Source organism: Mycoplasmopsis lipophila (assembly GCF_045276895.1).
Taxonomy (GTDB): Bacteria; Bacillota_I; Bacilli_A; order Mycoplasmatales; family Metamycoplasmataceae; genus Mycoplasmopsis; species Mycoplasmopsis lipophila.
Window position 1 is genome coordinate 141,895 of the sequence record NZ_CP174165.1, and the last position, 23,692, is coordinate 165,586.

A 23,692-nucleotide genomic window follows, 5' to 3' on the forward strand; every position below is an offset into this window, starting at 1 on the left:
ATTTTTTCCATATTATTCCTTATTTTCTTTTTTATTGTTATCAAAATCTTTTAAAATACCTTCTCATTCTTTGGTGGTTTCATCAAATGATTTAGTGTTTTTTTCTTCCCTTGGTAGTTCTTGATTTATTTGGTTGTTTTGTTCTATTTTTTCTTGTGAATCAAGAGGAATTTCTTTTGTTTCATAAATAGGTTTTAAGTTTTTTTCTTTATTTATAGAAGAAATAGTGTTAATTATTTCATCTTTATATTTTTCAAAGTTTATTCTATCTAAATGATAAATTGTATAACCTTTATTTCTTATAAATTTAATTAAATCCATAAAGGTTAAGAATGTTTCTAAATTATTACTATATTTATATTCATCCACTACAAAACATAAAATAGGAATATCATTTTTTTTGATTACATAATCAATTTTGATTGTTCCAATTGATTCATTTTCACATAAAGATAAGTTTTCATTTTTTAATATTAAATTATTTAAAAATGATTTTATTTCTTCATTAAATGGAGAATCTAATTTTAATTCAGTAGTTTTTTCTAAAATAGTTGCTTGATTAATATCTAAAAAATTTTGTCTTGATAAATTAGACATTTCTAAAAATCTTAGTCAATTTTTAAATAATTTAGCATCTTCATTATCAGTAGTTAATATAAGTTCATCTGCTTTTAATGATTTAATTACAATCATTTTATCTTTTGCTCTAGAAATAGCCACATTTAATGCATTCATACCACCAGAACGACCTACATAAGTACTATGAATTTGAGTATTTTTATCATAAGCAATTGACATAATAACTAAATCAGCTTCATCGCCTTGGATATTTTCAATATTTCTTAGTAACAATCTATTATTTTCAATAGCTTGTTCTAATTCTGGATAGTTATTAAATATTTCATTAGTTATAGCATCTTGTTGTTTAGCATTAAAACTTAACAAAATGATTTTTTCATAAAAAGGCAGATATTTCAAAGTAATTTCTATAGCTTTTTGAATTTCGACTTCATTTTTATTATTTTCTCAAATACCATTAGTGTCTATAACTTCAATAGGTTCTAATTTTTCATTATGAAATGAATCAACTACATCTAAACTTGAATTGTAAAAATATTTAGAACTAAAGGTCATTAAAGAAGCATAATTAGAACGATAATTTTTATCTAATAAAATGCTATATAAACCTAAACTAGTTGCAAAATCTAATAATGAATCAACTTTCCCATAAATAGAATCATCATTTTGGCGTATACCAAATCAATTACTTGGTTTCATTTGTTTATCATCACCAGCTAAAATTTTAATTTTAGCTAAATATAAAATTGGTAAACCTTTTTCTAAAAAGATTTGACTAGATTCATCCATAATTCCATAATCAAATTCTTCTTTTTCTCAGGCAGATAAATCAGCATCAGGAGTAACTATTAAAACAGGAAAGAAGATTTTAATCATATTAGAGAATTTTTTAATAAATTTATATGGTTCTAAATTTGCTAATCTCACAGAAGCAGCAAATTCTATATATTCATTTTTTTGTTCTTTTGTAAAATTGGAAATTTTATCAATGATATTTTTGCTAATAAAATTTTTTAACATTTTAATATCAGAAATATTTGTTCTTTCTCAATCTGGCAATAAATCTATAACTTTGTTAATGTATTCAAAATCTTCTTCTTTTATTTTTTGAAGATTTTTAGTTATTTTTTCTAAATTTAAAGATATATCTTTAAATGTTGTATAAACATTCATACCTAAAGATTTAATTTTTCAATTATTGTGATTTAAAATTTTAAATCTAAGATTATTAACTTTTAATCAAGATTTAATAAAAGATTTTGAGTTATCAAAATTTATTGGTTCAGCATATTTTAAATTTCTAGGTAATTCCAATATTTTTTTTCATATATTAGGATTTAAAGAATTTCAAACTTCTTTTAATTCTGAAACAATTTTACTTACTTCAATAAATCTTTTATCTTCTGATATTTCTTTTATATTTTCAACATAATTAATTTCTTTTTTATTAATTATGTTTAAAGGAGAAATGTTAGCTTTATTATCGAAATTTTCTAAAAAATCTAAATAATCTCTAATAGGAGTATAGAAATTTTTTTTATTCATATTTTTAGAATTTAACATAAATAAACAAAATTGATTTAATTCACCCGTTCTATTTTTGATAACTTCTAGTGCTGCTTTTTTTTGTGAACAAACTAAAGCAGTTTTTTTGTATACCAAAATATTTGCTAATAAATTAACAATGGTTTGTGATTTTCCAGTTCCTGGTGGACCTCATATAATGGTGTTTTGATTAAGAGAAGAAGCAATAGCTTTATCTTGCGATAAATTAGTAGAAGTAATTTTAAAAATACTAGTTTTAGGGTTTAAAATAGCATCTCTAATTTTATTTTTATAAATATTTTTATTAAATTCAACAGAAAGAATGTCATTTAATTCATTGTTTCCAAGAATTTGCATCATTCTATTTCTAACATATCCACCTAATGGTTGGAATAAACCTAAAACAATTCCTTTGGCAAATTCTAATGTTTCATTAGTGATATTTTCTGGATATATTTTTTCAAAATTATCATTTATATTTTCATAACAGTTATATACATCTTTTCATTGTTCATAAACAAATTTAGTTAATTCTTCTATTGTAAAATTTGAATAATTATCTGTGATGGTTAAATCAAAACCAGCATTTTTTAATAAAAACATCAATTTTTCATTAGCTTTTATTTCTCCATTTGAAATTAAAAATGGTCTACTATTTCTAATTTCCATATATACTTCTTTAAAAAATAAAGGACCATAAATGCTTTTTCCATCAATGGATAATTTAACAAATAAAAAACCTAAATTCATTGGTCAAATATTTGTCTCATTATTAATTTCTTTTGATTTATTAAGAAATAATTTTCATTTTAAACTTTGCTTTTGAAAATTTAATTTTATATCATTAATAATTTTTTCTTTTCCTAAAGTTAAATCTTTATCTAAAAGACGTAGTAAATTATCACTTATTTCATAACTATTATTTGTAAGGATTTTTTTAATTTCTTCTGGATTTTCAATATTTTCTAACTCATTAATGGTTTTTAATAAGTTAACTTCTAGTATAGGCATATCAAAGTTTTTTTGTTGATATACATAATTAAATGCTTGTTCACCAAAAATTCTTTTGAAATCAAAAGCATATTTATTATTTATTTTTGTAAAAATAGCAGCATCATTAGGTGCTACATCTAAAAGATTATCTAATATAACTTGATATTGACTATCTATTTTCATAACATTGTCCATTCTTACATTTTTAGGATTATTTATTTAAATTATTTAATTGTTTAGTTAATTCTTCGGAAATATTTCCTACAATTAGAGAAATTGAAAAATTACCAATTACTATTCCTGATATTCCTTTTATTTTTTTAATTTTTTCAACTTCTATTTTTTCATTATCTTGAATTTCAATTTTAACTTTTGATATTGTATTAGTAGCAGAAATTATGTTTTCTTTTCCACCTAAATAATTTACTAATTCTTCTATTTTGAAGGGTAATTTAGAAGATTTTTTAATTACATTTTCCTCTTTATTTTTAAGTTTAGATCAATAAATTCATATAAATCCAAAGGTGATAATTGTTAAAAAAACCATTAAAAATTTGTCTTTTTTATTCATAATTTTTATTATAACAAAGTAATAAAAAACAGCATTTTATTTATGCGTTCATCCTTGTTAAAATCTTCTTTTATTATCAAAATGTTAATAATTCATATTTTTTTAGTTATAACAATTAAATAAATATTATTAAAGTAAAATATACATATATTTATTAACTATTAATAATAGAGTTTTTAGAAAGGATACTTATGGGTAAAAAACAACAAAGTTTCTTTGAAAGATTGATGGAAAAAAATGCAATCCAACAAGAAATGAATAAACCACAAGAAACAATTAAAAACACTAAAAAGAAAAACCATTCATGAAAACTAATTGTTGCTGGTTCCGTTTTAGGTGCTTCAATTGTTTCAGCTATTACTATTCCTTTAGTTGTTAATTCTACTTATGTAAAAACTAAACCTGCTCTAGCAGATGATTCTAAGTTATATACATATAACATTGATGGTAAAACTTATACTTATACTTTAAAGCAAATCCAAGAATTAGCTAAAAATAACAATCAATATTTAAACAATTCAGCAAAAATTTCTGAAGTTGCCAAACAAGCTATTTATTGATTATATGAACAAGAACAAAAAGCTTCTAAAGAATATCAAAGACTTTGAAATTTATCTCTTCAAAGTGGTGAAACTATTAATGAAAATTTAGCATTAAAATCTATTGATGAAATTAAAACAAAACATAGAAATTTATTAAAAGATGCGGAATCTGGATATAAAAGTAGATACGGTGCTAAAACTTGAGAAGGTTTCTTTAAAGAATTTTTATCAAAAAATTATGATAAAGCAAAAACTATAGATGAAGCTATTGAAAAAGAAACTTTTAAAGAAATTAGAAAAGATGCTTTAAGAAGATTTGAATTGAGTAGTGATGATAAAAGTAGTGAAATTGATAGAACAGCAAATAGTAATATTTACAAATTAGACGCTAATGGTAAAGCTACTTCAGAAATTCTTGTTAAAAAAGGCGAAAAAGTTTTTAAATTCTATAAAAAGGACGAAAACTATTTTAGAAAAGTAAAAAATGGAAAAGAAATTGGTAAAGCACACACTTTTATGACTAAAAGTTTTGTAAATGAATGAAAAGATGCTTCTATCTTTTTAAAAGAATATTTTGCTACTAAAAAACCATATATTTTTAATTCATTTGTACTTCCTGGCACTGCTCCTACTAAAGAAAAAGAAGAATGAAAAGCTGATCGTAAAGCAATTAAATATTTATTCTCATACTGATTGATGAATAAGAAAAATAATGCTTTTGACTATGAATATAAACAAGGTTATGAATGATTAAAAGAAACTTTTGATTCTTTAGAAAACTTTATGAATATCAAAGATTCAGATGCTAATGCTTGAAAAAAACAAACTTACAATACTTTATTAACTGATAAAGAAACTTTTTCTTTAGATTCTTCTACTAATTATGGTTCAACTGGTATTACTAGTGGATTATCACTTTTTGGAAAAGATAATTTAGATTTAGGTTTAAGTTTATTAGAAAAAGCTTTTTCTAGTGTGGATGCTGCTAACATTAAAGAAATTGATTTATTTGGAGAATTGAAAAAAATAGCAAATGAAATGGTTACTGATTTGGGAGGAAATGTTTCTCCAACTTTTGATTACATAGATAAAAATAAAGAAGAAGCAAATAAAAAAGCAGCTTTAGAATATGGACAAAAAATTGAAGAAGCAATTAATCCTTTAAAATCTGATTCAAAACCTAAATATGATGATGATAAATATAAAACAATGATTTTAGAAAAAATTAAAAAAATCTTTGTTGATACTAATGGAAAATACAACACTATTTATAAAGTTAAAGATTTACCTGATACTTGATTGGTTTTAACTTCAAAAGGTATTAAGTTAATAAAATACAAAAAAGTTGAAAGTGTTGAACAATTAAAAGAATTCATCAAAAAAGATTATGAAACTAAAATCCAAAATGAAGATTCTAAATTACCTATTCCTTCATTTAATGTAATTAAGGCAATAAATACCAATTTAGCAAATGATTTAAATATTGTTGATACCTTAATTGGAAACAATGATTTTAGAACATTTATGAAAACTAAAGAAAATATTTTTAATCTTAAAAATACTTTAGAAACCAAAGAAAAATACACTGATCAAGATTTAAATGATATTAGTGCTGCTGCTAAAACTATGAAAACTGGTCAAGCTAAAAAATTAGTTCTTGATTCAAGCAAAGCTATTACTGAATGACTTAAAAAACAACTTGAAAATAAATTAAATAGCAACTTTAAACAAGATGATGATAACAAGAAAATATATTTAGCAAAAGCAGATGGAACTTATGATAAAAGCAAAACTGCTGAAGAATTATTATTAAATCATATATTAAAACTTTTTGATATTGAAGATTTATAAGAAAGGAAGAAATATGAAATTAAATAAAAAAATCTTATTAGGAACTATTTCTTCATCTTTAGCATTAATTCCCACTGTTGCTATTTCTTGTGGAATAGAAAAAGATAGTTCAACTTTATCAGCACAAAAAAACTTTTTAAATGAAAAAGCTAGAAAAGCTGAAATGGAAAGTTTATGAACTAAAAATACTATTTCTTCATTATATGGATTAGATTTTACAAAAGATCCATTAGCTTATGAAAAAGCTATGAATGATAAAAATCATAAATTATTTAAAGATGCTTATAAAATTTTTAAACTTTATTGAAGATCAAAAATTGCTTCAGATAGTCAATTTTTCTTAAAAAAAGAAGTTGATTGAAAAGTCGAAGGTATTCAATTTTATAAATGAAATAATGGAAAATTTGAAAAAACCAATTTTTCAATTAAAGAAGTTAAGGAAGATCAAGTTCCTACTGAAGAACAATTTTTAACTTTATGAAATACTGGTCAAACTAAAATAAGAGATGAAGTTGAAAAATTTATTTTAGTTGATAAGTATTTAACTTTAGAAAATGTTGATCAACTTAAAAAAATTGATAAAGATTATGAAAAAAATTCTAAAGAATATGTAAATAAAAATTACAATTTATTAAAATATGTAATTAATAAAAAACCATCTCAATTATGATTAGGTTCAACTACTAGCGAAAATGGTGTTGCTGGTAAAATTCAATATAATCCTTCTATCAAAGGATATGAAGATTTTAATAAATATGTTAAAGATGCTCAAAAAGCTAAAAAAATGAACCTTGAACAAGTAGCTGATTTAAGTTCTAAAGAATTAGAAAAAGAAAAAGAAACTTTAGAAAAATTAGAAGGTTACCAAGGAATAATTTATGATGATGCTAAAAAATATGGATTAAATTGAGATAAAAAAGATCTTTTAGCAAATACTAACCGTAAGAATAAATATGGTTTTTATCAACCAGTTTTAGGTTCTTTAATTACTGCTGAAGAATTATCAAAAAATCCTAATGGTTATTTAGTTAAATCAGGTAATACTACTTTAATTGCTTACTTAATGCAAATAGCTCCTTTATCAAAAACCTTTACTGAAAAAGATAAAGATGGTAAAGATCAAAAAGTAAATAAATTTACTTTTGAAGGTTCTTTATTTGAAAAACATTTAGATGATTTGTCATATTTACTTTATTTAAAGGACAATTCGTTATATGAAACTGCTAAATCAGCATTTTATACATTGGGATATTTATTAGAAATTAATGATCCTGTTTTAAAAGAATTGTATAAAAACGAAAAATTCATTAAAAAATAGAGATTAATATGGATGATATATTTTTAAAAATAATACATAGAGAAATACCAAGCAACATTTTGTATGAAGATGATTTATGTATTGCTTTTTATGATAAGTTTCCTATAAGAAAAGGTCACTTTTTGGTAGTTCCTAAAAATAAAACTAAAAACATTTTAGAAACTAGTGAAGAAGAAACAATTTATTTAATAAAAATAGCTAAAAAATTAGCAAAAGAAGAAATTATTGATAAGTTCCCAGGAAGTGGTTTCAAGTTAATTATTAATACTAATGAACCTGCAGGACAAACTGTTTTTCATACTCATATTCATATAATTCCATATAAGCAAAAATTACAAAAAAAAGCTTAAAAATCATAATATAAAACCACCCCTAAAAAGGTGGTTTTTGTTGTATAATACAAACGCAATTTATTAAATATAAAATTGCCTCTAACTAGTGGGAGATACATAAAAATATCATTAGTACCACATTTATTGAAAGGATAAACATGGCAGCTAAAAAAGAAGTTGTTCGTGTTGCAAAATTACAATTTAATGCCGGTCAAGCAAAACCAGGTCCAGCTTTAGCTGGAGTTGGTATCAATATGCCTGAATTCACCAAAGCATTTAATGATGCAACTCGTAGTAGAGGTAGTGAACCTGTTCCTGTTCAAATTACCGTTTATAAAGATAAATCATTTGAATTTAAATTATTCACTTCACCTGCAAGTTATAAATTAAAAGAAGCAGCAAATATTCAAAAAGGTTCTGCAAATTCAAAAACTACTATTGCAGCAACTATTACATTGGATCAATTGAAACAAATTGCTGAATATAAATTACCCGACTTAAATACTGATAGTGTAGAACAAGCAATGCATATTATTGCTGGCACTGCTAAAAATATGGGTATTTTAGTTGAAGGTTATGATGATGTAATTAAAGCTAAAAGAGAAGCTAAAAAAGCACAAAAAGATGCTGAAGCTGGTAAAGCTAAAGAAGCAGCTATCCAAGAAGCACAAGCTAACTTAAAAGATTCTAAAGGTCAAGGAATTCAAGTTAAAACTATTTCTGATGAAAAAGCAGAAGCTAAAGCTAAATTATTAGCTGACACTGAAGGAGAAAACTAATGGCTAGACATATTGGTAAAAAACTTCAAACTGCTTATGATTCATTTGATAGAGCAGCAATTTATGAATTAGACAAAGCTATTGCTTTAGCAAAAGAAAATGCTTATACAAAATTTGATGCTACTTTAGAATTAGTTTTAAAATTAAATCTTGATGTTAGAAAAGCTGATCAACAATTACGTGGTTCAGTATTGTTACCAAATGGTACTGGTAAAAAAGTAAGAGTTTTAGTAGTTACAAATAATATAGAAAAACAAAAATTAGCTACTAAAGCTGGTGCTGATATTGTAGTTGATGGTCCTGCGTTAGAACAAAAAATTAAAGAAGATAACTTTGATTTTGATGTTATGGTTGCTGACCCTACAATGATGCCTTTATTAGGAAAATACGGTAAAAAATTAGGACCTAAAGGTTTAATGCCTAACCCTAAAACTGGTACAGTTTCACCTACTCCAGAAAAAACAGTTGAAGAACTTAAAAAAGGTAAAGCAAACTACCGTACTGATAAAGCAGGTATTGTACATACCATTATTGGTAAAGCAAGTATGGATGTTAAAGCTTTAACAGAAAATGCTCAAACCATTATTTCATTAATTAAAAAATTAAAACCATCTGCTGTAAAAGGTGCTTATATTCAAAACATTGTTGTATGTGCAAGTATGGGACCTAGTGTTAAAGTTAAAATTGATAAATAATTAAAAACTTTTAAAATAGATGTGTTAAGCATCTATTTTTTATACCAAGCAAATTATGTCAACTAAAGAAAAATTTTTTGGTAAAACCGCATTATTAATAGACTATGAAAACTTTAACAATGATGATCATATACACACATTATTTGATGAATTAAATATTTCGACAGAAGAAATTATTATTAAAAAAGCCTTTTATAATAATTTGAATGATAAAAACTTAAAAGAAAAAATGAATAAATATGGTTTAGATTTAGAAGTAGATACTATAAATCATAAAGATAAGAAAAACACTGCTGATATAAACTTAACCATTGTAACAATGGAATTAATTGATAGAGATTATATAGATACTTTTTGTATTGCTTCTTCAGATAGCGATTTTGCTCCTTTAATTAGAAAAATTAAAGAAAGAAACAAAAAAGTAATAGGAGCGGGAACAAATAAAACCAATCAAGAATATCAAAAATTATTTGATAATTTTATAAATGTTGAAGGTTATAGTAAAAAAGAAAATAAATTAAATTCTAAAAAAACAAATTTATCTAATAATGAAAAAGAAATAAGTTGATTGATAAAAGAAATAAGAAATATTATGAATCTTTTAGAAGATGATGAAGAAGGATATATACAATTTTCACAAGTTGTAGAATTCTTTAAAAAATCTTATCCTAATTTAAATCCAAAAGATTACGGCCATACAAATAACAAATGATCTAACTTTTTTAAAAGCAATAACCAATTAAAAATATATTTCAAATTAGATAAAGATAATGATGGAACAACAAATTATATTAAAGTGATAAAAAAGTAATATCTTTATATTAAAATATAAATAAATATAGCATAAGGAGAAATAATGGGTACAGGTGCTTGAATTGGAATATGTATTGGTATAGGAATTCTTTTAGGATTTATTGGGGCTTTTTTAGGTTTTTTAATAACAAAAAAAATGTTTGAAAAACAAATTAGAGAAAACCCTCCTATCACTGAAAAAATGATTAGAGTTATGTTTATGCAAATGGGGAGAAAAGCTTCAGAAGCACAAATCAAATCTGTTATGAGAGCAATGACCAATGCTAAAAATTCTGATAATTAATTTTTAAACAAAAAACCGAAAGAAATTTTTTTCTTCGGTTTTTTATAAAACATTAACATAAATTAACTAATAATTGTTGATAATGCAGTAGATAATTAGAATCAATTAACAATGTTATTTTTGATTAAAAATAACATAAAAAAATAAAATAAAATATTAAAACATAAACTTAAATAATTTTAATGAATATTACTATTTTATAGAGAAAAATAACAAAAGCATATCAATTTTTAGGTGTGCTTTTGTTATTAAAAATTTTTAATGCGTTAAAATTGTTAAGATGAAAACAATTAAATTGTATGAAGCATTTTCTGGAATGGGTGCACAAACAAAAGCATTAAAAAATATTTCAACTAATATGCACTTTGAATTAATTAATTTAGGTGCTTGTGATTTTTATATTGATGCAATAGTAGCATACATTAGTATCAATTATGGTTTGATAAATAAAGAAATGGATTTATCCAAAGAACAAATGATAGAAATATTAGAAAAATTTCCCTTCAGTGCTAATAGTAAAAATATCGTTAATAAAAATTATTTTAAGAATATAAATGAAGAAAAATTAAGAAAATTATTTCCTTATTTATATTCTTTTGTAAATGTTAAATATTTAAAAACAAAGCTTAAAACCTCGGGGGGGGGGATTAGATTATTTAAATTCTATTAATATAAATGATTTAAGAGAATTACCTAAAAATATTGATATTTTTACTTATTCTTTTCCTTGCCAAGATATTTCACAACAAGGGAAACAAAAAGGAATTAATGAAAATACAAGATCTGGATTACTTTTACAAGTTGAAAAAATATTAGAATTTAACAAAAATAATTTACCAAAGGTTTTACTTTTAGAAAATGTAAAGGCATTAACAAGTAAAAAATTTATTAATCAATTTAATGAATGAATTAAAAAATTAGATTCATTAGGTTATGTTTCTAAATGAAAAGTTGTTAATTCAACAGAATATGGAAGCGTTCAAAATAGAGAACGTGTTTTTTTAGTTTCCATTTTAAAAAATCAAATGAAAAAAGATTTTTATTTTCCACCACCTATTGAGAATAAAAATAATTTAAACAAAATTATAAATATTTCAAATTCAAATAAATATTTAGATTTACTTAAAAAATATAAAATTTCAAATTTCTATAAAACAAAAAATAAGATTACAAAAGCGAGATTGATTGATTATACAAATTTTAATTCAGAAGCATATATATATTTACCTCATGGTTATGGACCAACTTTAACTGCTAGTGGAGCAAATAGCAGATTAAAGTTTTATTTTGAAGAAAATAAAACTTTGAGATACATAACATCAAAGGAAGCATTTTTATATATGGGGTTTGAAAATAAAGATTATCAGAATGTATTACAAACAAAATTGTTAAACGAAAGCAAAATGTTATATATTTGTGGCAATTCTATAAGTGTTGAAGTTTTAGAAAAAATATTTGAGGAGATAATAAAATGTCTATAAATGTCGAAACTTATTCATATAAATTTAGTACTAAAAATTGAGAAAAAAATTCTGGAAAATGTGAAGGAATTCTTTATTTTTCGGGAAATTCATTAACTGGTGAAATTTATGATTGATATGTACAATTTTCTAAAATTAAATTAGATTTATATACAACAGAAAGTTGATTTAAAACAATAAATTCAAATTATAAATTAAGAGAAGATTTGATTAGACATATATTTAATAATACAAAAAATCAAATCATAAGACCTAATAAAAAATCAAATTTGATTTTAGAATTAGATGAAAATCAACTAAGATTAGCAAATTTATGGTTTAAAAATAAATATAAAAGTACCTTAAAAAATGTTATTGCTATTATTTCAGGAAATAATCCAACAGGGAGTTTTTCAAAACCCAATAATGCACAAATGTATATATCTGAAGCAAATTTTGTTGAAAAATGACGAGAAAATTTTATTATGTTTTTTGACAAAATTGTTAAATTTTCATTAATAGATAAAAAGAATATAAATGATTTTTTAAAAGTTGATTTAAAAAAATTAGAAAAAGTACATCCTGCATATTTAGAATTATTAAATTCTAAACATACCAATTTAATAAAGTTTTTAGAAATTTTTTGTTTAGGAATGGAAGAATTTAATTCTTTAACTTCTAAACAAGATACAATAGATTTTTTAGCTAATGATGTAAAGGAATCTTTTGATAAATTAATTAATATTAAGAAACAATTGATTAAAAGTATTGAAAATTTTAGAAAAAATTTACCTATTTCTATTAAAGTTTTTAATGCTGATAAAGATTATGAAAGAGCACATATTAAGAATGTTTCTGATATAAAAAATGAATCTATTAGTTCTTTAATACAATTATTTTCTTCTATGAAAAATATAAATATTCAAAATATTGATAAAACAAATGAATATAAAAATATTATAGAAACTTCAAAGCAACAAATTATTTCTTCTAATAATTTGTTGGATTTATCACGTGATGTACATGGTTTTTTTGATAAAAATTATTTTACTTACTCTGAAATAAATGGGGAGATTATATGGAATCCAGAAATTCATCAAAAAATAAACAATAAAATTGATGAAAAATATTTACAAATTCCAAATAATGAAATGACTAATGAGAGAAAGAAATTTTTAAAAGCTAGAAACAAAAATATATCTTTTTTAAATATGAAAAACACATAGTATATTTTTTATTTATTAGACTATTTTATAGTTAATTTAGAAAAAATAAAAAATTAAAAGATTGTTATTTTATATTTTAACTAGTTTAAAATATAATTTTTACTATGAATAAGACAAAGATTAGAAACTTTTCAATTATTGCTCATATAGATCATGGAAAATCAACTTTAGCAGATAGACTTTTAGAATTAAGTAATACAGTTAATTCTCATGATATGGAAAATCAATTTTTAGATCAAATGGATTTAGAAAGAGAAAGAGGAATAACAATAAAATTAAATGCGGTTCAAATGAAATATAAAGATTATGTGTTTCATTTAATTGATACTCCTGGTCATGTTGATTTTACTTATGAAGTTTCTAGGTCATTAGCTGCTTCTGAAGGAGCATTAATAATAGTTGATGCAACACAAGGAATTGAAGCTCAAACATTAGCAAATGTTTATTTAGCAATTGAAAATAATTTAGAAATTATTCCTATTATTAATAAAATTGATTTACCTTCTGCTGATGTGGAAAGAACAAAACAAGAAATAGAAAATGTTATAGGTTTACCTTGTGATAATGCAGTTTGTGTTTCAGCAAAAACGGGTTTAAATTGTGAACAAGTTTTACAAGCTATTATTGATTATGTACCCTATCCTAAAAATGCTTTTGATGATAAACCTTTAAAAGCATTAATATTTGACTCTTATTTTGATCCCTATAGAGGTGTGGTAATGTTAGTTAGAGTTTTTCAAGGGAAAATTTCTACTAATGATGAATTTAAATTTATGTCAAATAATATGGAATATCATGTTATTGAGCTTGGGGTTAGAAATCCCAATGAGCAAAAAAAAGATTTTTTAGAAGCTGGGGAAGTTGGATGGATATCAGCGGCTATTAGAGATGCTAAAGAAGTTCATGTTGGAGATACTATTACTTTATGTAATAATCCAGCACAAGAAGCTTTACCTGGTTATAAACAAAAAAAACCTGTGGTTTATACTGGATTTTATCCAATTGATACAAGAGATTATGCTGAATTAAAAGATAGTTTAGAAAAAATTTCCTTATCAGATAGTTCTTTAACTTGAGAACAAGAAACTTCTAAAGCATTAGGATTTGGTTTTAGAGTTGGTTTTTTAGGTTTGCTTCATATGGAAATTATTCAAGAGAGATTAAATCGTGAATATAATATTGGAGTTATAGCAACTTCTCCTTCAGTTGAATATAAAGTGTTTATGACAAATAAAAACATTGAAAAAATTTCTAATCCTTCTTTGCTTCCTGATAGAACTTTTATTGAAAAAATCCAAGAACCTTACATTCATGCTACAATTCTAGTTCCTAATGAATATATTGGTAATACAATGGAATTATGTCAAGAAAAAAGAGGAACCTATTTAAATCTAGAATATATTGATTCTAATCGCTCAAAAATAGAATATGAATTGCCTTTAGGTGAAATTATTTTTGATTTTTTTGATAGATTAAAATCCACAACAAAAGGCTATGCTTCTTTTGAATATGAATTAATCGATTATCGTGATTCTGATTTAGTAAAAGTTGATATTTTATTAAATGGAGATAAGATAGATGCTTTTTCAATTATCGCTCATAGAGACAAAGCATATCCTCAATCTAGAGAATTATGTGAAAAGTTAAAAGAAGCTATTCCTAGACAAAATTTTGAAGTTCCAGTTCAAGCGGCTATAGGTGGAAAAATTATTGCTAGAGAAACAATAAAAGCGTTTAGAAAAGATGTTACAGCTAAATTACATGCTTCTGATCCATCTAGATATAAAAAATTATTGGAAAAACAAAAAGCAGGTAAGAAAAAAATGAAGTTGTTAGGAACTGTTGAAGTTCCTCAAGAAGCTTTCATGTCAATCCTTAAAACCAATATTGATAAAAAAAATAAGTAATGATGACTTTATGCAAATAAAGCATCTTTTTTTATAAGGTATAATTATAAATGTTAATTTTAGTATGTAAAAGTAGGTAAAAATAATGGAAAAAATATACAATCCCAAAGAATTTGAAGCTAAAATTTCTAAAAAATGAGAAGATAAACTTTTTTTTAGTACACATGATGAAACTAAAAAACCTTTTTCTATTCTTTTACCTCCTCCAAATGTAACAGGTAAACTTCATATTGGACATGCTTTAGATACTTATTTACAAGATACTGTTATTAGATACAAAAAATTAAATGGTTTTGACACTTTTTACATTGCTGGAATGGATCATGCTGGAATAGCTACACAAGCAAGAGTTGAAAAAGAATTATTAAAAACTGAAAATAAAAGTCGTTTAGATTATGGCAAAAAAGATTTTATTAATAAAATCTGAGAATGAAAAGATTTATATTCTCAAACCATAAGAGAACAATGAGCAAAATTGGGACTTGGTTTGGACTATAAAAATGAAAGATTTACTTTAGATAATTTGTCAAATAAGGCTGTAAATAAGGTATTTATAGAATTATATAATCAAGGAATTATTTATAAAGGTTTAAAACCTGTTAATTGAGATCCCATTTTAATGACTGCTATTTCAAACATAGAAGTAATTAATAAACCAACTAAACAAACTATGTATTACATTAAATTTTTGATAAAAAATTCTAATGAATATGTAACTATAGCTACAGTTAGACCAGAAACTATGCTTTCAGATGTTGCAGTAGTTTATAATCCAACTGACCAAAGATATTTAAAATATGCTAATGCTAAAATTATTCATCCCTTAACAAATAAAGAAATTCCTTTTATTGCCGATGGTTATGTAGATAAAAAATTTGGTTCTGGTTTAATGAAACTTTCAGCTCATGCTGAAATTGATATTCAAATTATTCAAAAACATAATTTAGAAATACATGAAACTATTGACAAAAAAGGTTTAATAAGTGAAAAAAATTCTCCATTTTTTGGAATGACTAGAGAAAAAGCAAGAATTGAAATTATTAAGTATTTAAAATCAAAAGATTTAATTTTAAAAGAAAAAGAAACAATTTCAAATGTTGGTTTTTCCGAAAGAAGTGATGCTATTATTGAAACTTTAGTTTTACCTCAATGATTTGTTAAAATGGATGTTTTATCAAAAAAATTATTAAATCATTTGATTTCTAAAGAAACAGTAAAATTTTTTCCTAAAAGATTCATTAAGATAGCTAAACAATGAATTGAAAATATATATGATTGAAATATATCTAGACAACTTTGATGAGGACATCAAATTCCTGCTTGGTATTATAAAGATCAAATTAAAGTTCAAGAAGAATGTCCTGGCAAAGAATGAACTAGAGATGAAGATGTTTTGGATACTTGATTTTCATCAGGAATAGCTCCTTTTTCTTTTTTAGGTTGACCTAATCAAGATTCTAAATTAAACAGATATTATCCTACTAATTTATTAGTTACTGGTTATGATTTAATATTCTTTTGAATTTCAAGAATGTATTTTTTTGGTTTACATTTTATGAATGAAAAGCCTTTTAATGAAGTATTGATTCATGGTTTAGTAAGAGATGCACAAAATAGAAAAATGTCTAAATCATTAAATAATGGTGTTGATCCTATTGAAGTAATTAATGAATTTGGTTCTGATTCTTTAAGATGAGCTCTTATTACTAATTCTTCTCCAGGTTATGATTTAAAATATACTGATGATAAAGTAAAAAGCGCTTGAACCTTAAATAATAAACTTTGAAATATAGTTCGTTATATTCAAAATTTACCAAATGATGAAAATAAAGTTTCTGAATTTGATTATTGAATTCAAAATAAGTTAGCTTTATTAAAAAATAATATTGATAAAGCAATGAAAAAATATGAATTTACTATTATAGGAAATAATATTGCAAAATTTATTTACAATGATTTTTCATCTTGATATGTAGAATTTTTAAAAATTAAACCTAATAAAAAATTTGCTTTGGAAATTTTAAAAAGTTTTTTAATTATTATTCACCCATTTTTACCTTTTATTACAGATTATTTATTTTTTGAAGTTTTTAATGAAGAAATACTTTTAAAAAATTATCCTAAAATAACTATAAAAAAGGAAAATAAGACAAAAAATCATTTATCAGTAGAACAAATAATTGAGTTAGTTTTTACTTTAAGAAAATATCGTGATGAGAAAGGTATTTCAAAAAAAGATATAATTAATTATTATGGTAATTTTAGTTTAGATGATAATCAAATTTCAATTGTTAATTTTCTTGCTAATGCTTATATAGAAAAAAATGAAGATTCTTTAATAACTTTATCTTTTGGTAATTTATTTATAAAACTTACGCAAGAAGATAAAGAAAAAGATATTGAAAGAATTGAAAAAGAAATAACAAGATTAGAATTTGAAATCAATCGCTCTCAAACAATTTTGTCTAATGCTAATTTCATAAATAAAGCACCTAAAGAAAAAGTGGATTTAGAAAAAGAAAAATTACTTAAATATCAAGAAGAATTATCAAAATATACAAAAGAATTGGAGGATTAAAATGGAAATATTAGATGGTAAAAAAATTGATGAAATTGAAACTCAAAAATTAATTGCTGAATTTAAAGAAGCAAGTCAAAACATTGGAAGAAAAGCAAGATTAGCAATTGTTCAAGTTGGAGATAATCCTTCAAGTAATAAATATATTGAATATAAACTAAAAAAAGCAGAACAACTTGACGTTGAAGCTACTTTATATAAATATGATGAAAATATTAGTCAAAAAGATTTATTAAAACAAATTGATGTTATTAATGAAAAAAGTGATGGTGTAATTATTCAATTACCTTTACCTAATACCACTGCTCCTCAAGTAATTTTAGATAGTGTTCAATTTGAAAAAGATATTGATGGTCTTTCTACTAGAAATAGTTTTAATTTTTATAATTCTAATAATGCTTTTTATTTTACTCCAGCTACTGCTATGGCAATTTTAACTTTAATAGATTACTACAATTTAGAAATAGAAGATAAGAAAATTTCAGTTGTGGGTAGATCTAATTTAGTTGGTAAGCCAATTGCCTTTTTACTTAAAAAACGTAAAGGTTTAGTTTCTACTTATAATATTAATTCTGGTTTAAGAGGAACAGAAAATGCAGATTTAATTATTGCTGCTGCTGGAAAAGCTAAATTAATCAAAAGAAAAAATGTTCATGATGGTGTAACTATTATTGATGTTGGTTGCAATTTAGATGATGCAACTGAAAGAACTAAATTAATTGGTGATGTTGATTTAGAAGATATTAAAGATTTAGTTAAGGCAATAGCCCCAGTTCCTGGAGGTATAGGTCCTTTAACTGTTGTTTCTTTATTTAAAAATTTATTAAAAGCTTTTAAACATCAAAACCCATATTAAGATTAAATAAATTTTGGATTTAAGAAACTAGGGATTTTTTAAAAAATAATTATTTAGATGTTGTAAAATATAGAATATCTAAATTGCAAATGTAGTTCAATGGTAGAACACCAGCTTGCCATGCTGGATACGGGGGTTCGATTCCCCTCATTTGCTCCATTTATCTTAAAAAGATACCAATAAAATTCCAAATTTATTTTGGAATTTTTTTATTTTAATTTAAGGAAGTATATATGTTTTATTTACTATATAAAGAAAAAAATATTTCATCTTTTAAAGCAATAAAAGATTTTGCTAATAAAAATAAAATAAAAAAAATAGGCCATACAGGAACATTAGATCCTTTAGCAACTGGACTTTTATTAGTTGCTACAGATGAATATACTAAATTAATTTCTTATATAGATAGTAAAAGAAAAACATATATTACTAAAATTAAATTTGGAACTCAAACTTCTACTTATGATGAAGAAGGAGAAATTGTTAATACAAGTGAATATAAAGTCACTTTTAATGATTTAGAAAAAATTAATCAATGATTTTTAAAACAAATAAAACAATTACCTCCTATTTTTTCTGCTAAAAAAATTAATGGTATTAGAGCATATGATTTAGCTAGAAAAAACCAAAACGTTAAATTAAATGAACAAAAAATAACTATTTTTAATTCAGAAATTTTAAATTTTGATGAAATTAATCAAGAATTAGATGTGAAACTAGAAGTTTCTAATGGAACTTATATAAGATCACTAGTTAATGATGTAGCAATAGCTTTTAATACATTTGCTTATATGAAGGAATTAGAAAGAATTTCTATTAGTAATTTATCTAAATCTTTATTAAATGATAAAAACTTTGTTAAAATTAAATACCAACAAATTTTACCTAATATGTATTTCGATAGTTCCAAAAAGGAAAAATATGAACTTTTAATGGGAAAAACTTTAAGTACAAATTTAAACAATGGGATTTATTTTGCAAGAGATTTGTTAGAAAAAGAAGAAAATCAAATTTATGGAATTGTAGAAATAACAAATAATTTTGTAAAATCCAAAAAACTTTTTGGTAATTGTATTATTAAGGAGAAAAAATGCTAGATTTAGATAGAAATGTTTTAAAAAAACAAATTAAAATTGCTGCTTTTGATGTTGATGGAACTATTTTACCTAATGGAATAACTGAATTTAGTGATAGAACTGCTAAAATGTTTGAAGAATTAAAAAAACAAAATATTATTACAGTAATTGCTTCTGCTAGAGAATTTGTTACTATAGGTAATTTATTAGATAAAGTCCCTACTTTAGATTATTTTATTGGAGCTAATGGAACTTTTATTTATGATGTTCAAAATAAAAAACTTGTTTTTGAAAAGGTTATTAATTTTGACGATTTTAAAACCATTTATGAATTTTTTATTAAGACAAAACAATGTACTGGTTTTACCATAATGGATACAAAATATGGTTTTTATTCTCCTGGAACTAATATTGATACTTGATTTTTAAGACCTCATCATCAAAAAATGATTTATGTTGATTATGATAAATTAGAAAAAGATCATATGCATATCATTACGCTTATTGCTAAAGGAATAGAAAATAGTAATTGATGTTCAAAAAAAGCAAATGAATTAATTCAAAAAAAACATATGGATTTAGAAGTTAATTCTTTATGAACTAATGGATTATTTATTTGCCCTAAAGGTATTACTAAATCAGAAACCTTAAATACTTTATGTAAAATGTTAGGTTATTCTCGAGATAATTTAATTGCTTTTGGCGATTCTTCTAATGATTATGAAATGATAAGAGATGCTTTTTATGGTGTGGCTATGGATCATTCTTCAGATGAATTAAAAAAAGTTGCTAATGATGTAGCACTTGATTGTGAATATGATGGTGCATATATAAAATTGCAAGAATTAAAATTAATTTAAGTAGCATAATTTTTATATGACTGATTTAACTATTTATCCATTTAATAATATTCCTAGATTCAAAAGCCCTATTTTTATAATTGGCGCTTTTGAATCTTTTCATATAGGACATCATCAACTTTATGAAAAAGCAAAAGAATTGAAACAAAATAATGAACATGATATTGTTTTAATTTATTTTAAAGATGTTGAGAATTTACCTAAAAATATTAATAAATTTATTTTTTCAAATTTACAAGCAAGACTACAAATTTTTGCAAATTTAAATTTTGAATATGCAATAGAATTAGAATATAGTAAAGTAAAAAATTATTTAGCAGAGGAATTTATAAATATTTTGACTGAAAATAATAAAGATTTCAAAATTATTATTGGTAAAGATTTTCATTTTGGTTATCAAGGGCAAGGAAATTATGAATTTTTAGAACAAAAATTTCCTAATCAAATTTATTCTATAGATATTTTAAAATTACAAAATTCTGCAAAAATTTCTTCTTCTTTTATTAAAGAATCTTTAGAATTAGGAGATATAGAATTAGTTAATACACTTTTAGTTATGCCTTATTCTTTTAATGCTAATTTAGATTTAGAGCATAATTTATCTTTTAAAGAAAATTTAGTTATGTTGCCTAATGGAATATATGCTTCTACAATGCAATATAATGATTATGAATATAAATGTGCTCTTTTGGTAAAAGATCAAAAATATAAAATTCAAATTTTAGATTTTAAATATAAAAATAAAGATATTCAAAATGTAAATATTATTGTAGAAAAAAATATTAGATTTTTTGCTGATGGAGAAAAACAAGTTATTAAAAAAGATGATTTTATAAAAATTAAAAAATATTATTTAGACATTAAATAAAACTTGTTATAGAATTATATATGCATTTAATAATGCTTAATTTATGCTTGGTTAATATTTAACATATGACTAGGTTTAAACATTTAATCAATTAAGGAGATTAATATGATCGATAAAAGAAAAAAAGCTGAAATTATTAAAAAGTATGGAAAGAATCCTAAAGATACAGGAAATTCATTTGTTCAAATCGCAATTTTAACCGCTGAAATTGAAGATTTAAAAACTCATTTTGATAAAAATCCACATGATAACCATTCACGTCGTGGTTTCTTAGCAAAAATCACAAAACGTAGAATTTTATTACAACATTTAAAAGAAAATGATTTTGAAACTTACAATAAATGTTTATCAGAATTACAACTTAGAAAGTAAAAATCTTATATTTTTAACAAAAAGAGGCCCTTTTTGTTAAAATTTTTTATTTTTTTAACTTTCACCTAATAAAAAGACATATATAGGTGGAGGTCAAAACAAATATGAATAAAAAAAATAACGTTTTAGAAAATCAAGAAGTAGTCAAAATTCTTGATGAAATTAAGAAAAAATTTGGAGATGAATCAATAATGCTACTTAGTCAAAATGAGCAAGTAGAAAAAATTGATACATTTCCTACTGGTTCTTATCTATTAGATGAAGCATTAGGAATAGGTGGATACCCTAAAGGTAGAATTATAGAAATTTATGGTCCTGAAAGTAGCGGAAAAACTACTTTATGTTTACATGCGATTGCCGAAATACAAAAAAGAAATGGACTAGCAGCGTTTATAGATGCAGAGCATTCTATAGATCCTATTTATGCTAAAAATTTAGGTGTTGATTTAGATAAATTAATTTTATCTCAACCTGATTCAGGAGAACAAGCACTTGAGATTGTTGATATCTTAGCTAAATCAGGTTCAGTTGATTTAATTGTAGTTGATTCAGTAGCAGCATTAGTTCCAGAAGCAGAATTAAATGGAGAAATGAGAGATCAGCAAATTGGTTCACAAGCTAGATTAATGTCGAAAGCATTAAGAAAAATTACTGGAAATTTAAGTAAAAATAAAACTACTATTTTATTTATTAATCAAATAAGAGAAAAAATAGGAGTTATGTTTGGAAATCCAGAAACTACTACTGGTGGTAGAGCCTTAAAATTTTATGCCTCTATTAGAATTGAAGTTAGAAAATCTACTACCATTACTGATGGTAAAGATATCACCGGTAATGAAGTAAAAATGAAAGTAGTAAAAAATAAATTATCTACTCCATATAAGAGTATTACTACTGAAATTGTTTTTTCTCATGGAATTGATGCTTTATCAGAATTAATAGATTTAGGAGTAGAAAAAAATATTTTCTCTAAAAAAGGTTCCTGATATGCATATGGAGATAAAAATATAGCTCAAGGTAAAAAACAATTTAAAGAATTTTTATTAAATAATCTTGATTTTAAGAATGAAATTGAAAATAAAATTTTAAACTCAACTAAAGCAGAATTAGAATAAAAAAAATAGAAAGAATATTTATAGATATGAATAAAGAAAAAAAAGTTAATGTTTTGTTTATAGGTGATGTTTTTGGAGCACCTGGTGTTAAGTGTCTTCAAGATAATTTAAAAGAATTGATAGATAAATATGATATTGATTTCGTTATAGCTCAAAGTGAAAATGTTTCTTCAAGAAAAGGATTGACTCAAGAAGATTATTTAAAAATGAAAGAAGCTGGTGTTAATGCTTTTACTTTAGGGAACCATGTTTGAGCAAAAAAAGATATATTATCTATTATTAATAATGAAGATGTAATAAGACCTTTAAATATTCAATCATCATATGCTGGGCATGGAACCCAAGTTTTTGCATTAGAAAATGATATTACTATAAGAGTAACCTCCTTTATGGGTATTACTTTTAATCAATTATTAGCTCCTTGAGGTGAAGAATATGCAAATAACTTTTTTGATGTTTTTGATGAATTAGAAAAATATGGACAATCATCAGATTTTCATATTATAGATTTCCATGGTGAAACCACTAGTGAAAAAAATGTTTTTGGTTTATATGTAGATGGTAAAGTTCATGCTTTATTAGGTACTCATACTCATGTACAAACTAATGATGCTCATGTGCTACCTAATGGAACATGTTATATAACAGATGCAGGAATGTGTGGACCATTTAATGCAGCAATAGGTGCTAATTTTGAAGAAGTTTATCGTAAAATGAGATATGGAGATTACATAAAATTTAAAGTATCAAGTAACCCAGTTCAATTAAATGGTGTAGTTCTTCAACTTTCTACTAATAAACAAAATAATAAAATTTTTCCTATAAATATATTTCCTAATAATAAATAATATTAATAAGTCGAAACCGACTTATTTTTTTAATCATATATAATTTATTTGTTAGTGTATAATTAAAACACTATTTTTTGAGTTAGGTTATTAAATATACTTCAAAAGATAGAAAAATATATTCATAAAAAAATAAATAAAATTTTTTAATTTTTATTTTAATTTATGTATATAATAGTAAAGTTAATTTATTAAGCATTTAATGAGTTAATGAAATGTTCTTTG

Annotated in this window: 21 protein-coding genes and 1 tRNA gene; 20 read left to right on the plus strand and 2 right to left on the minus strand. The window is 23.5% G+C overall.

What is annotated here, in order from left to right; all coding sequences use genetic code 4:
• Positions 1-12: 12 nt before the first annotated feature.
• Together ACJA27_RS00575 and ACJA27_RS00580 are read right to left on the minus strand one after the other, a co-directional pair.
• Positions 13-3,300 (minus strand): DEAD/DEAH box helicase, encoded by a 3,288-nt coding sequence (locus ACJA27_RS00575; protein ID WP_406618063.1) that lies wholly within the window; start codon positions 3,298-3,300, stop codon positions 13-15.
• 28 nt (positions 3,301-3,328) lie between these two features.
• Positions 3,329-3,688 carry a PTS transporter subunit EIIB gene (locus tag ACJA27_RS00580; protein ID WP_406618064.1) on the minus strand — a complete coding sequence of 120 codons (360 nt, stop codon included), beginning with the start codon at positions 3,686-3,688 and terminating at the stop codon, positions 3,329-3,331.
• 191 nt (positions 3,689-3,879) lie between these two features.
• On the opposite strand from ACJA27_RS00580, the gene ACJA27_RS00585 reads away from it, so the two are divergent.
• The 20 genes from ACJA27_RS00585 (at position 3,880) to ACJA27_RS00680 (ending at position 23,467) form a co-directional block, all read left to right on the plus strand.
• Positions 3,880-6,081, plus strand: a complete 2,202-nt coding sequence (locus tag ACJA27_RS00585) for a HinT-interacting membrane complex protein P80 (protein ID WP_406618065.1) — start codon at positions 3,880-3,882, stop codon at positions 6,079-6,081.
• Positions 6,082-6,094: 13 nt separating this feature from the next.
• Positions 6,095-7,399, plus strand: a complete 1,305-nt coding sequence (locus tag ACJA27_RS00590) for a HinT-interacting membrane complex lipoprotein P60 (RefSeq protein ID WP_406618066.1) — start codon at positions 6,095-6,097, stop codon at positions 7,397-7,399.
• 8 nt (positions 7,400-7,407) lie between these two features.
• The gene (gene hinT / locus ACJA27_RS00595; RefSeq protein WP_406618067.1) at positions 7,408-7,749 is read left to right on the plus strand and encodes a histidine triad protein HinT; all 342 of its coding nucleotides are present in this window, start codon (positions 7,408-7,410) and stop codon (positions 7,747-7,749) included.
• 140 nt (positions 7,750-7,889) lie between these two features.
• Positions 7,890-8,510: a 50S ribosomal protein L11 gene (gene rplK / locus ACJA27_RS00600; RefSeq protein WP_406618068.1), complete on the plus strand. Its 621-nt coding sequence runs from the start codon at positions 7,890-7,892 to the stop codon at positions 8,508-8,510.
• On the plus strand, positions 8,510-9,205 hold the full coding sequence (gene rplA / locus ACJA27_RS00605) for a 50S ribosomal protein L1 (RefSeq protein WP_406618069.1): 696 nt from the start codon (positions 8,510-8,512) through the stop codon (positions 9,203-9,205). Before rplK ends, rplA begins: the two co-directional genes overlap by 1 nt.
• A 55-nt stretch (positions 9,206-9,260) precedes the next feature.
• Complete coding sequence (locus tag ACJA27_RS00610) at positions 9,261-10,016, plus strand: NYN domain-containing protein (RefSeq protein WP_406618070.1); 756 nt, start codon at positions 9,261-9,263, stop codon at positions 10,014-10,016.
• A gap of 45 nt (positions 10,017-10,061) precedes the next feature.
• Positions 10,062-10,301 carry a YneF family protein gene (locus ACJA27_RS00615; protein ID WP_406618071.1) on the plus strand — a complete coding sequence of 80 codons (240 nt, stop codon included), beginning with the start codon at positions 10,062-10,064 and terminating at the stop codon, positions 10,299-10,301.
• A 280-nt stretch (positions 10,302-10,581) separates the two neighbouring features.
• Positions 10,582-10,971 carry a DNA (cytosine-5-)-methyltransferase N-terminal subunit gene (dcm_N, locus tag ACJA27_RS00620; RefSeq protein ID WP_406618072.1) on the plus strand — a complete coding sequence of 130 codons (390 nt, stop codon included), beginning with the start codon at positions 10,582-10,584 and terminating at the stop codon, positions 10,969-10,971.
• 37 nt (positions 10,972-11,008) lie between these two features.
• Positions 11,009-11,782 (plus strand): DNA (cytosine-5-)-methyltransferase, encoded by a 774-nt coding sequence (gene dcm / locus ACJA27_RS00625; protein WP_406618288.1) that lies wholly within the window; start codon positions 11,009-11,011, stop codon positions 11,780-11,782.
• Positions 11,773-12,987 carry an MAG4270 family putative restriction endonuclease gene (locus ACJA27_RS00630; protein ID WP_406618073.1) on the plus strand — a complete coding sequence of 405 codons (1,215 nt, stop codon included), beginning with the start codon at positions 11,773-11,775 and terminating at the stop codon, positions 12,985-12,987. Before dcm ends, ACJA27_RS00630 begins: the two co-directional genes overlap by 10 nt.
• A gap of 104 nt (positions 12,988-13,091) precedes the next feature.
• Positions 13,092-14,894, plus strand: a complete 1,803-nt coding sequence (gene lepA, locus ACJA27_RS00635; RefSeq protein WP_406618074.1) for a translation elongation factor 4 — start codon at positions 13,092-13,094, stop codon at positions 14,892-14,894.
• An 85-nt stretch (positions 14,895-14,979) separates the two neighbouring features.
• Positions 14,980-17,472 (plus strand): valine--tRNA ligase, encoded by a 2,493-nt coding sequence (locus ACJA27_RS00640; protein WP_406618075.1) that lies wholly within the window; start codon positions 14,980-14,982, stop codon positions 17,470-17,472.
• A 1-nt stretch (position 17,473) separates the two neighbouring features.
• A complete protein-coding gene (locus ACJA27_RS00645; protein ID WP_406618076.1) occupies positions 17,474-18,328 on the plus strand; it encodes a tetrahydrofolate dehydrogenase/cyclohydrolase catalytic domain-containing protein in 855 nt (284 codons plus the stop codon).
• 85 nt (positions 18,329-18,413) lie between these two features.
• Positions 18,414-18,487 (plus strand) — tRNA-Gly (locus tag ACJA27_RS00650).
• 74 nt (positions 18,488-18,561) lie between these two features.
• Complete coding sequence (gene truB / locus ACJA27_RS00655; protein ID WP_406618077.1) at positions 18,562-19,425, plus strand: tRNA pseudouridine(55) synthase TruB; 864 nt, start codon at positions 18,562-18,564, stop codon at positions 19,423-19,425.
• The gene (locus ACJA27_RS00660; protein WP_406618078.1) at positions 19,419-20,264 is read left to right on the plus strand and encodes a YcsE-related riboflavin metabolism phosphatase; all 846 of its coding nucleotides are present in this window, start codon (positions 19,419-19,421) and stop codon (positions 20,262-20,264) included. The genes truB and ACJA27_RS00660 overlap by 7 nt, the downstream gene beginning before the upstream one ends.
• 16 nt (positions 20,265-20,280) lie before the next feature.
• Positions 20,281-21,132 (plus strand): FAD synthase, encoded by an 852-nt coding sequence (locus tag ACJA27_RS00665; protein WP_406618079.1) that lies wholly within the window; start codon positions 20,281-20,283, stop codon positions 21,130-21,132.
• Positions 21,133-21,237: 105 nt separating this feature from the next.
• The gene (rpsO, locus tag ACJA27_RS00670) at positions 21,238-21,504 is read left to right on the plus strand and encodes a 30S ribosomal protein S15 (RefSeq protein ID WP_406618080.1); all 267 of its coding nucleotides are present in this window, start codon (positions 21,238-21,240) and stop codon (positions 21,502-21,504) included.
• A gap of 104 nt (positions 21,505-21,608) precedes the next feature.
• Positions 21,609-22,619, plus strand: a complete 1,011-nt coding sequence (gene recA, locus ACJA27_RS00675) for a recombinase RecA (protein ID WP_406618081.1) — start codon at positions 21,609-21,611, stop codon at positions 22,617-22,619.
• A gap of 26 nt (positions 22,620-22,645) precedes the next feature.
• Positions 22,646-23,467, plus strand: a complete 822-nt coding sequence (locus ACJA27_RS00680; RefSeq protein WP_406618082.1) for a TIGR00282 family metallophosphoesterase — start codon at positions 22,646-22,648, stop codon at positions 23,465-23,467.
• The last annotated feature ends 225 nt before the right edge of the window (positions 23,468-23,692 follow it).